General features: G+C 70.3%; 22 protein-coding genes. All 22 read left to right on the top strand.

Going from position 1 to position 9493, the window contains the following annotated elements:
* A partial coding sequence (locus FK498_RS20230; protein WP_141855806.1) for a hypothetical protein occupies positions 1 to 76 on the top strand: 76 nt, incomplete at its 5' end.
* A 78-nt stretch (positions 77 to 154) separates the two neighbouring features.
* Entirely contained in the window at positions 155 to 463 is a 309-nt protein-coding gene (gene rpsJ, locus FK498_RS14700) for a 30S ribosomal protein S10 (RefSeq protein WP_114376492.1), read from the top strand.
* Positions 464 to 473: 10 nt separating this feature from the next.
* Positions 474 to 1148 (top strand): 50S ribosomal protein L3, encoded by a 675-nt coding sequence (gene rplC / locus FK498_RS14695; RefSeq protein ID WP_141855804.1) that lies wholly within the window; start codon positions 474 to 476, stop codon positions 1146 to 1148.
* 7 nt (positions 1149 to 1155) lie between these two features.
* Positions 1156 to 1803, top strand: a complete 648-nt coding sequence (rplD, locus tag FK498_RS14690; protein ID WP_141855802.1) for a 50S ribosomal protein L4 — start codon at positions 1156 to 1158, stop codon at positions 1801 to 1803.
* Entirely contained in the window at positions 1800 to 2141 is a 342-nt protein-coding gene (locus FK498_RS14685) for a 50S ribosomal protein L23 (RefSeq protein WP_141855800.1), read from the top strand. The genes rplD and FK498_RS14685 overlap by 4 nt, the downstream gene beginning before the upstream one ends.
* Positions 2142 to 2157: 16 nt before the next feature.
* On the top strand, positions 2158 to 2991 hold the full coding sequence (gene rplB / locus FK498_RS14680; protein ID WP_141855798.1) for a 50S ribosomal protein L2: 834 nt from the start codon (positions 2158 to 2160) through the stop codon (positions 2989 to 2991).
* A 3-nt stretch (positions 2992 to 2994) separates the two neighbouring features.
* Positions 2995 to 3273 (top strand): 30S ribosomal protein S19, encoded by a 279-nt coding sequence (gene rpsS, locus FK498_RS14675; RefSeq protein WP_141855796.1) that lies wholly within the window; start codon positions 2995 to 2997, stop codon positions 3271 to 3273.
* 4 nt (positions 3274 to 3277) lie between these two features.
* Positions 3278 to 3673 (top strand): 50S ribosomal protein L22, encoded by a 396-nt coding sequence (gene rplV, locus FK498_RS14670; RefSeq protein ID WP_141855794.1) that lies wholly within the window; start codon positions 3278 to 3280, stop codon positions 3671 to 3673.
* A gap of 1 nt (position 3674) precedes the next feature.
* Positions 3675 to 4352, top strand: coding sequence for a 30S ribosomal protein S3 (rpsC, locus tag FK498_RS14665; RefSeq protein WP_141855792.1), 678 nt, complete (start codon positions 3675 to 3677; stop codon positions 4350 to 4352).
* Between the two features lie 30 nt (positions 4353 to 4382).
* The gene (gene rplP, locus FK498_RS14660) at positions 4383 to 4802 is read left to right on the top strand and encodes a 50S ribosomal protein L16 (protein ID WP_141855790.1); all 420 of its coding nucleotides are present in this window, start codon (positions 4383 to 4385) and stop codon (positions 4800 to 4802) included.
* 3 nt (positions 4803 to 4805) lie between these two features.
* The gene (gene rpmC / locus FK498_RS14655) at positions 4806 to 5015 is read left to right on the top strand and encodes a 50S ribosomal protein L29 (RefSeq protein ID WP_141855789.1); all 210 of its coding nucleotides are present in this window, start codon (positions 4806 to 4808) and stop codon (positions 5013 to 5015) included.
* Positions 5016 to 5026: 11 nt separating this feature from the next.
* Positions 5027 to 5299, top strand: a complete 273-nt coding sequence (gene rpsQ / locus FK498_RS14650) for a 30S ribosomal protein S17 (protein WP_141855787.1) — start codon at positions 5027 to 5029, stop codon at positions 5297 to 5299.
* Positions 5300 to 5312: 13 nt separating this feature from the next.
* Positions 5313 to 5681 carry a 50S ribosomal protein L14 gene (gene rplN, locus FK498_RS14645; protein ID WP_019014644.1) on the top strand — a complete coding sequence of 123 codons (369 nt, stop codon included), beginning with the start codon at positions 5313 to 5315 and terminating at the stop codon, positions 5679 to 5681.
* On the top strand, positions 5681 to 6001 hold the full coding sequence (gene rplX, locus FK498_RS14640) for a 50S ribosomal protein L24 (RefSeq protein ID WP_141855785.1): 321 nt from the start codon (positions 5681 to 5683) through the stop codon (positions 5999 to 6001). The genes rplN and rplX overlap by 1 nt, the downstream gene beginning before the upstream one ends.
* A gap of 11 nt (positions 6002 to 6012) precedes the next feature.
* Positions 6013 to 6585, top strand: coding sequence for a 50S ribosomal protein L5 (gene rplE / locus FK498_RS14635; protein ID WP_141855783.1), 573 nt, complete (start codon positions 6013 to 6015; stop codon positions 6583 to 6585).
* Between the two features lie 57 nt (positions 6586 to 6642).
* Positions 6643 to 6948 (top strand): 30S ribosomal protein S14, encoded by a 306-nt coding sequence (rpsN, locus tag FK498_RS14630; RefSeq protein ID WP_141855781.1) that lies wholly within the window; start codon positions 6643 to 6645, stop codon positions 6946 to 6948.
* 19 nt (positions 6949 to 6967) lie between these two features.
* The gene (rpsH, locus tag FK498_RS14625; protein WP_141855779.1) at positions 6968 to 7366 is read left to right on the top strand and encodes a 30S ribosomal protein S8; all 399 of its coding nucleotides are present in this window, start codon (positions 6968 to 6970) and stop codon (positions 7364 to 7366) included.
* Between the two features lie 17 nt (positions 7367 to 7383).
* Positions 7384 to 7917 carry a 50S ribosomal protein L6 gene (gene rplF, locus FK498_RS14620; protein ID WP_141855777.1) on the top strand — a complete coding sequence of 178 codons (534 nt, stop codon included), beginning with the start codon at positions 7384 to 7386 and terminating at the stop codon, positions 7915 to 7917.
* 2 nt (positions 7918 to 7919) lie between these two features.
* A complete protein-coding gene (gene rplR, locus FK498_RS14615; protein ID WP_141855775.1) occupies positions 7920 to 8282 on the top strand; it encodes a 50S ribosomal protein L18 in 363 nt (120 codons plus the stop codon).
* Between the two features lie 17 nt (positions 8283 to 8299).
* A complete protein-coding gene (gene rpsE, locus FK498_RS14610; protein ID WP_141855773.1) occupies positions 8300 to 8881 on the top strand; it encodes a 30S ribosomal protein S5 in 582 nt (193 codons plus the stop codon).
* A complete protein-coding gene (rpmD, locus tag FK498_RS14605; protein WP_141855771.1) occupies positions 8874 to 9071 on the top strand; it encodes a 50S ribosomal protein L30 in 198 nt (65 codons plus the stop codon). Before rpsE ends, rpmD begins: the two co-directional genes overlap by 8 nt.
* 30 nt (positions 9072 to 9101) lie before the next feature.
* Positions 9102 to 9493, top strand: a 392-nt coding sequence (gene rplO / locus FK498_RS14600; protein WP_141855769.1) for a 50S ribosomal protein L15, incomplete at its 3' end; no start/stop codon positions are given.

Raw genomic sequence — 9493 nt, 5'->3', positions numbered from 1 at the left:
CGAGGGCCTGCGCTTCGCCATCCGCGAGGGCGGACGCACCGTCGGCGCAGGCGTCGTCACCAAGATCGTGCAGTGACGCCCGCTTGAGATCGGACGAGGGAGAGGGCATCGCGCGCACCTCCGGCCGGGCCGCGTGCGCACGAGGCGAGGGATCATGGACAACCAGAACATCCGCATCCGCCTGAAGGCGTATGATCACCGCGTGCTCGACACGAGCACGCGGGAGATCGTCAACACGGCGAAGCGCACGGGCGCGCAGGTGCGGGGCCCGATCCCGCTGCCGACGCGGATCGAGCGCTTCACCGTGAACCGCTCGCCGCACATCGACAAGAAGAGCCGCGAGCAGTTCGAGATCCGCACGCATCGCCGGCTGCTCGACATCGTCGATCCGACGCCGCAGACGGTGGACGCGCTGATGAAGCTCGACCTCGCCGCCGGCGTCGATGTCGAGATCAAGGTCTGAGGACCGGGTGATGCGCACGGGTGTGATCGCACGCAAGCTGGGCATGACCCGGCTGTTCAACGATGACGGCACGCATGTGCCCGTCACGGTGCTGCTGCTCGACGACGTGCAGGTCGTGGCGCACCGCACGCCGGAGAAGGACGGCTACGCGGCCGTGCAGCTCGGCATCGGCCGGGCCAAGGCGAAGAACACGGGCAAGGCGCTGCGCGGCCATTTCGCCAAGGCGAAGGTCGAGCCCAAGGCGAAGCTGGTCGAGTTCCGCGTCGATCCGGGGGCGATGCCGGAGGTGGGTGCCACGCTCTCGGCCGATCACTTCGTCAAGGGCCAGAAGGTCGACGTCACCGGCACGACCAAGGGCAAGGGCTTCGCGGGCGCGATGAAGCGCTGGAACTTCCGCGGCCTGGAGGCGTCGCACGGCGTGTCGATCAGCCATCGCAGCCACGGCTCGACCGGCCAGCGCCAGGATCCGGGCAAGACGTTCAAGAACAAGAAGATGGCCGGGCATCTCGGCGACGAGCGGGTGACCAAGCTCAATCTCGAGGTCGCCGAGGTGGACGCGGCGCGCAACGTGATCATGGTGCGCGGCGCGGTGCCGGGGGCGAAGGGCTCCTACGTGCTGGTGCGCGACGCGGTCAAGCGGCCGCGCCCGGCGGAGGCGCCGCTGCCGGCCGGCGTGAAGGCGTGAGGACGCGATGAAGACGACGGTGATCACGCTCGCCAACCAGCCCGCCGGCGAGCTCGACCTGCCCGAGGCGCTGTTCGGCGCCGAGCCGCGCGCCGACATCATGGCGCGCGTCGTGCACTGGCAGCTCGCCAAGCGGCGTGCCGGCACGCACAAGGCCAAGGGCATGGGCGAGGTCAGCGGCACGACGAAGAAGCCCTACAAGCAGAAGGGCACGGGGCGCGCGCGCCAGGGTTCGCTGCGTTCGCCGCAGTTCCGCAAGGGCGGCGTGGTGCACGGCCCGGTGGTGCGCGACCACGGCTATGCGCTGCCGAAGAAGGTGCGCCGGCTGGGGCTGATCTCGGCGCTCAGCCAGAAGGCGCGCGAGGGCAAGCTCGTGGTGCTCGAGGCCGCCGCCGCCGACGGCAGGACGGCGGCGCTCAGGAGGCAGGTCGCAGCGCTCGGCTGGCGTTCCGCGCTGGTGATCGACGGGGCCGAGCTCGACCCCGGCTTCACCCGCGCCGCCCGCAACATTCCGGGCCTCGACGTGCTGCCGGCGATCGGGGCGAACGTGTACGACATCCTCCGCCACGACGTGCTGGCGGTGACGAGGGCGGCGGTCGCGGGGCTGGCGCAGCGGCTCGGCGCCTCCGAGAGCGCTGGGGAGAAGGCGGCATGAACGACGAAACCGCAGAGGCCGCGCCGAAGAGGGGGCGCGCGATCGCGCCGGAGCGGATGTACCAGGTCGTGCTGAGCCCGGTGATCACCGAGAAGGCGACCGCGCTGACGGCGGCGAACCAGGTGGTGTTCCGCGTGCCGCTGGACGCGACCAAGCCCGAGATCCGCGCGGCCGTGGAAGGGCTGTTCAACGTCAAGGTGCAGGCGGTCAACACGCTCGTCATGAAGGGCAAGGCCAAGCGGTTCCGCGGCCGGCCGGGCCGCCGGTCGGACTGGAAGAAGGCGATGGTGCGGCTCGCACCCGGCTTCTCGATCGACCTCACGACCGGCCTGAGCTGAGCGGGGGCGGGGAACGATGGCGCTGAAGCAGTTCAAGCCGGTCACGCCTAGCCTGCGCGGCACGGTGCTGGTGGACCGGTCCGGGCTCTGGAAGGGCAAGCCCGTCAAGGGGCTCACCGTCGGCAAGACCTCGACCGGAGGACGGAACCACCACGGCCACATCACGGTGCGCTTCCGCGGCGGCGGGCACAAGCGGTCGTACCGGCTGATCGACTTCAAGCGGCGCAAGTTCGACGTGCCGGCGACCGTCGAGCGGATCGAGTACGATCCGAACCGGTCGGCCTGGATCGCGCTGATCAAGTATGCGGACGGCGAGCTCTCCTACATCCTCGCCCCGCAGCGGCTGAAGGCGGGCGACACGGTGGTGTCGGGCGCGCGCGCGGACATCAAGCCGGGGAATGCGATGCCGATGGGCGCGATCCCGGTCGGCACCATCATCCACAACATCGAGATGAAGCCTGGCGCGGGCGGCAAGATCGCGCGCGCGGCCGGCACCTACGCGCAGCTGGTCGGCAAGGACGCGGGCTACGCGCAGATCAAGCTCTCCTCGGGCGAACTGCGCACCGTGCGCGCCGAGTGCATGGCCTCGATCGGCGCGGTCTCCAACCCCGACAACAGCAACCAGCAGTTCGGCAAGGCCGGGCGGATGCGCTGGCTCGGGCGGCGGCCGCACAACCGCGGTGTCGCGATGAACCCGATCGACCATCCGCATGGCGGCGGCGAGGGCCGCACCTCGGGCGGGCGTCATCCGGTGACGCCCTGGGGCAAGCCGACCAAGGGCGCGAAGACGCGCAAGAACAAGCGGACGGACGGGCTGATCATCCGCCGCCGCCACGCGACGAAGGGCTGAGCGATGCCGCGTTCCGTCTGGAAGGGGCCGTTCGTGGACGGCTACCTGCTCACCAAGGCCGAGGCCGCGCGCGCCTCGGGCCGCAACGAGATCATCAAGACCTGGTCGCGCCGCTCGACGATCATGCCGCAGTTCATCGGCCTGACCTTCGGCGTCTACAACGGCCGCAAGTTCATCCCCGTGCAGGTGACCGAGCAGATGGTCGGCCACAAGCTCGGCGAGTTCGCCCCGACCCGCACCTTCTCGGGCCACGCGGCGGACAAGAAGGCGAAGCGGAGCTGAGGCGATGGGCAAGATCGGCATGCCGCGCAGGCTGGCTGAGACGGAGGCGCAGGCGGTGGTGCGCAACCTGCGCGTCAGCCCGCGCAAGCTCAACCTGGTGGCCGGGATGATCCGCGGCCTGCCGGCTGCGGAGGCGCGCGCCGCACTCACCTTCTCGAAGCGGCGCATCGCCCAGGCGGTGAGGAAGGCGCTCGATTCCGCGATCGCGAACGCCGAGAACAACCACGGCCTCGACGTCGACCGGCTCACCGTGCGCGAGGCGACGGTCGGCCGCTCCGTGGTGATGAAGCGGTTCCATGCGCGCGGCCGCGGGCGCGCGGCGCGCGTCGAGAAGTGGTTCAGCCATCTGACGATCGTGGTGCGCGAGCGCCCGCAGACGGCGAGCGAGGGGGCGCGCTGAGATGGGTCAGAAGGTCAATCCGGTCGGGATGCGGATCGGCATCAACCGCACCTGGGACAGCCGCTGGTTCGCCGACAAGGACTACGCGGCCCTGCTGCACGAGGACCTGAAGCTGCGCCGGTTCCTGCGCGAGAAGCTCGCCCAGGCCGGCGTCGCCCGCGTCGTCGTCGAGCGTCCGGCGAAGAAGCCGCGCGTGACGATCTATGCCGCGCGTCCGGGCGTGATCATCGGCAAGAAGGGCCAGGACATCGAGAAGCTGCGCCAGGAGCTGAAGGCCCTGGCCGGGGCGGAGGTGCAGCTCAACATCGTCGAGATCCGCAAGCCCGAGATCGAGGCGGTGCTGGTGGCGGAGAACATCGCCCAGCAGCTCGAGCGCCGGGTGAGCTTCCGTCGCGCGATGAAGCGCGCGGTGCAGTCGGCGATGCGGCTGGGCGCGCAGGGCATCCGCATCAACTGCGCCGGCCGCCTGGGCGGGGCGGAGATCGCGCGCGTCGAGTGGTACCGCGAGGGGCGCGTGCCGCTGCACACGCTGCGCGCGGACATCGATTTCGGCATCGCCACGGCCAAGACCACCTACGGCACCTGCGGCGTCAAGGTGTGGGTGTTCAAGGGCGAGGTGATGGCGCACGACCCGATGGCGATGGACCGCCGCGCGGCCGAGCAGGCGCCGCAGCGCTGAGCCGGTTCAAGGATCGACAGGTAGACGACGATGCTGCAGCCGAAGAAGACGAAGTGGCGCAAGGCCCACAAGGGCCGGATCCACGGCCACGCCAAGGGCGGCACCACGCTGAACTTCGGCTCCTACGGGCTGAAGGCGCTGGAGCCGGAGCGGATCACCGCGCGCCAGATCGAGGCGGCGCGGCGCACGATCACGCGCCAGATGAAGCGCCAGGGGCGCGTCTGGATCCGCATCTTCCCCGACGTGCCGGTATCGAAGAAGCCGGCGGAGGTGCGCATGGGGTCGGGCAAGGGCAGCCCGGAGTTCTGGGTGTGCCGGGTGAAGCCGGGGCGGATCATGTTCGAGCTCGACGGTGTCACGGCCGAGGTCGCGCGCTCCGCCCTCGAGCTCGCCGCGGCGAAGCTGCCGATCAAGACCAAGGTCGTGGCGCGGATCGGGCTGGAGGGGTGAGCGATGACCAAGCCGGCTGATCTTCGGGCGAAGAGCCCGGACGAGCTCAAGGACATGCTGATCGCGCTCAGGCGCGAGCAGTTCAACCTGCGCTTCCAGCGCGCGACCGGCCAGCTCGAGAGCACCAACCGCATCCGCGTGATCCGCCGCGACATCGCGCGCATCAAGACGATCCTGGGCGAGCGCGCCGCCGCCGCGGGCTCGGCGGCCTGAGGGGGAGAGACATGCCGAAGCGCGTTCTGACGGGCCGCGTCGTCAGCGACAAGATGGACAAGACCGTGACGGTGCTGGTCGAGCGTCGCGTGATGCACCCGCTCTACAAGAAGTTCATCCGCCGGTCGAAGAAGTATGCCGCGCACGACGAGGCCAACCTGTGCAGGGAGGGGGACGTGGTGCGCATCGAGGAGTGCCGCCCGATCAGCGCCCGCAAGACCTGGCGGGTGATCGAGCGCAACGGCGCGCCGCTGGCCGCCGGGCCGGCGCAGGCCGCAGGCTGAGGGACGCACGGCCATGATCCATGTCGAATCCAACCTCGATGTCGCCGACAACTCGGGCGCGCGCCGCGTGCAGTGCATCAAGGTGCTGGGCGGGGCGAAGCGCAAGACCGCCTCGGTGGGCGACGTGATCGTCGTCTCGGTGAAGGAGGCGATCCCGCGCGGCAAGGTGAAGAAGGGCGACGTGCACCACGCGGTGATCGTGCGGACGGCCTATCCCGTGCGGCGCACCGACGGCTCGGCGATCCGCTTCGACCGCAACGCGGCGGTGCTGATCAACAAGCAGATGGAGCCGATCGGCACGCGCATCTTCGGCCCCGTCGTGCGCGAACTCCGCGCGAAGAAGTTCATGAAGATCATCAGCCTCGCGCCGGAGGTGCTGTGATGGCCGCGAAGATCCGCAAGGGCGACCGCGTGGAGGTGATCTCGGGCGCCCACAAGGGCAAGCGGGGCGAGGTGCTGAAGGTGCTGCCGAAGGAGTCCCGCGCGGTGGTGCAGGGTGTCGCGCTGGTCAAGCGCCACCAGAAGCCGCGCGGCATGGGCCAGCCGGGCGGCATCGTCGAGAAGGAGGCGCCGGTGCACCTCTCGAACCTGATGCTGATCGACCCGAAGACCGACCGGCCGACGCGCGTCGGCTTCCGCATCCTCGAGGACGGGAAGAAGGTGCGCGTCGCCAAGGCCTCGGGCGAAGTGATCGACGCGTGACGGAGGGGGCGATGGCAGAGGCCAAGGAGAAGGCGGCCCGCCCGAAGGCGCGGCTGCAGGAGTACTACGAGACCGTGGTGCGCGAGCAGCTGGTGAAGGAGTTCGGCTACACGAATCCCTTCGCGGTGCCGAAGCTCGAGAAGATCGTGATCAACATGGGCGTGGGCGAGGCCGCGGGGGATGCGAAGAAGCTCGACGCGGCGGTCGCCGACCTGACGCTGATCGCCGGACAGAAGCCCGTCAAGACCAAGGCGAAGAAGGCGATCGCCGGGTTCAAGATCCGCGCCGGCATGCCGATCGGCGCCAAGGTGACGCTCCGGCGCGCGCGCATGTACGAGTTCCTCGACCGTCTGGTGACGATCGCGCTGCCGCGCGTGCGCGACTTCCGCGGCATCACCGGCAAGGGCTTCGACGGGCGCGGCAACTTCGCGATGGGGCTCAAGGAGCAGATCGTCTTCCCCGAGATCAACTACGACAAGGTCGACAAGGTGCGGGGCATGGACATCGTGATCTGCACCACGGCGAAGACCGATCGGGAGGCGAAGGCGCTGCTCAAGGCGTTCTCGCTGCCCTTCGCCAACTGAGGAAAGGCTCGGAAGACCACCGGCGCGTGCCGGCAGGTTCGGAGGACAAGAGAGTTCATGGCCAAGACATCGGCAGTCGAGCGCAACAGGAAGCGCGAACGGATGGCCAAGCGCGACGCGGCGAAGCGCGCGGCGCTGAAGGCCGTGCTGCGCAGCAAGGAGGCGAGCCCCGAGGAGCGCTTCGCGGCGATGCTGAAGCTCGCCGCGCTGCCGCGCAACGGCTCGGCCACGCGCGTCAGGCTGCGCTGCGCGCTCACCGGCCGCCCGCGCGGCAACTACCGCAAGTTCAAGCTGTGCCGCGTCGCCCTGCGCGAGCTCGCCTCCACCGGGCAGATCCCCGGCATGGTCAAGGCGAGCTGGTAGGGGCCGGAGGAGAGGAACCATGGCGATCTCCGATCCGCTGGGCGATCTGATCACCCGCATCCGCAATGCGCAGCGCGCGCGGCGCAGCTCCACGCGCGCGCCGGCAAGCAAGCTGCACGCGAATGTCTGCGAGGTGCTGAAGCGCGAGGGCTACATCCGCGCCTGGAAGGTGGTGGAGGTGCGTCCGGGCGTGCGCGAGCTCGAGATCGAGCTCAAGTATTCCGAGGGCGAGCCGGTGATCAAGGAGATCACCCGCGTCTCCACGCCCGGCCGGCGCGTCTACTCCAAGATCAAGGAGCTGCCGCGGGTCTACAACGGTCTCGGCGTCTCGATCCTCTCCACCCCGCGCGGGGTGATGAGCGATGTCGAGGCGCGCGCCGCCAATGTGGGCGGCGAAGTGCTCTGCCGCGTCTTCTGAGGCGGGAGGAGGTCACGATGTCCCGCGTTGGGAAGTATCCGGTGCCGCTGCCCGCCGGCGTCACGGTCGCGATCGCGAACCGCGTCCTGTCGGCCAGGGGCAAGCTCGGCGAACTCAGGCTGCCGCTCGCCGATGAGATCGAGGCCACGGTCGAGAACGGCGCGGTGGTGGTGAAGCCGCGCGACGAGAGCAAGCGCGCGCGCGCGATGTGGGGCACCACCCGCAGCATCGTCGCCGGCATGGTGAAGGGCGTGAGCGAGGGCTTCGCCAAGACGCTCGAGATCAACGGCACCGGGTTCCGTGCCGCGGTGCAGGGCAAGGAACTCGTGATGAATCTCGGCTTCAGCCACGAGATCCGCTATCCGGTGCCCGAGGGGATCAGGATCACCTGCGAGAAGCCGACCTCGATCAGGGTCGAGGGCGTGGACAAGCAGCGCGTCGGCCAGGTGGCGGCCGAGATCCGCGCCTTCCGCGGCCCCGAGCCCTACAAGGGCAAGGGCGTGAAGTACGACACCGAAGTGATCCTCCGGAAGGAGGGGAAGAAGAAGTAGCCATGGCGACCAAGCTCGACATCAAGGAGCGGCGCAAGGCGCGGCTGCGCTACCAGCTGCGCCAGAAGGGCGGCGGCCGACCGCGCCTCTCGGTGTTCCGCTCCTCCAAGCACATCTATGCGCAGGTGATCGACGATGCGCGGGGCGTGACGGTGGCGGCGGCCTCCTCGCGCGACCCGGAGCTCCGGGGCAGCCTGCGCACGGGTGCCGACAAGGCGGCCGCCGCGGCGGTCGGCCGGGCGGTGGCGGAACGCGCCAAGGCGGCCGGCGTGACGGCCGTGGTGTTCGACCGCGGCGCCTATCTCTACCACGGCCGCGTCAAGGCGTTGGCCGATGCCGCCCGCGAAGGCGGGCTCGACTTCTGAGCGCGGGGGCCTGAGGCATGGCACGGGAACCGAGGGAGGGCCGCGACCGCGGCGAGCGGCGCGAGCGCGACGGCGACGAGCTGGTCGACAAGCTGGTCGCGATCAACCGCGTCGCCAAGGTGGTGAAGGGCGGGCGCCGCTTCGCCTTCGCCGCGCTCGTCGTGGTGGGCGACAAGAAGGGGCGCGTCGGGCTGGGCTCCGGCAAGGCGCGCGAGGTCCCTGAGGCGATCCGCAAGGCGACGGATTCGGCGAAGCGGGCGATGATCCGCGTGCCGATGCGCGAGGGCCGCACGCTGCACCACGACGTGATCGGCCATTTCGGCGCCGGCCGCGTGGTGTTGCGCGCCGCCCCCGCCGGCACCGGCATCATCGCCGGCGGGCCGATGCGTGCGGTGTTCGAGACGATGGGGATGGGCGACGTGGTGGCGAAGTCGCTCGGCACCACCAACCCGCACAACATGGTCAAGGCGACCTTCGCGGCGCTGAAGAGCGTCAACAGCCCGCGCAGCGTCGCCGCACGCCGCGGCAAGAAGGTGTCGGACCTGATCGGCCGGCGCGCCGAGGCCGCGCCCGAGACGCGGGAGGCTGCGGATGCCTGAGACGACCAAGCGCGTGCGTGTCACGCAGGTGGGCAGCCCGATCAAGCGGCATGCGAGCCAGCGCGCGACGCTGATCGGGCTCGGCCTGAACAGGATGAACCGCACGCGCGAGCTCGCGGACACGCCCGCCGTCCGGGGCATGATCCGCAAGGTGGCGCATCTGGTGAAGGTCGAGGAGGTGGCGGGCTGAGCCCGCCGCGCCTCCTTGGGAGAAGCTGCGATGAAGCTCAACGAACTGCGCGACAATCCGGGCGCGCGGCGGAAGTTCAAGCGGGTCGGCCGGGGCATCGGCTCGGGCAAGGGCAAGACCGCGGGGCGCGGCGTGAAGGGGCAGAAGGCGCGCACCGGCGTCGCCCTGAACGGGTTCGAGGGCGGGCAGCTGCCGATCTACCGCCGCCTGCCGAAGCGCGGCTTCAAGCCGCTGAGCCGCACGGTCTACTCGCCCCTGAACCTCGCCCGCCTCGAGCGGGCGATCGAGGCGGGCCGGCTCGACCCGGAGCAGCCGATCGACGAGGCGGCGCTGCGCGCGGCCGGGCTCGTGCGCAAGGGGCGGCATGCCGGCGTGCGCCTGCTCGCGACGGGGTCGGTGTCGCGGCCGCTCCGGCTGACGGT

The organism is Elioraea sp. Yellowstone, from assembly GCF_006704265.1.
Lineage (GTDB): Bacteria > Pseudomonadota > Alphaproteobacteria > Acetobacterales > Acetobacteraceae > Elioraea.
Note: the sequence above shows the minus strand (reverse complement) of the source record. Positions and strands in the feature narration are given on the sequence as shown.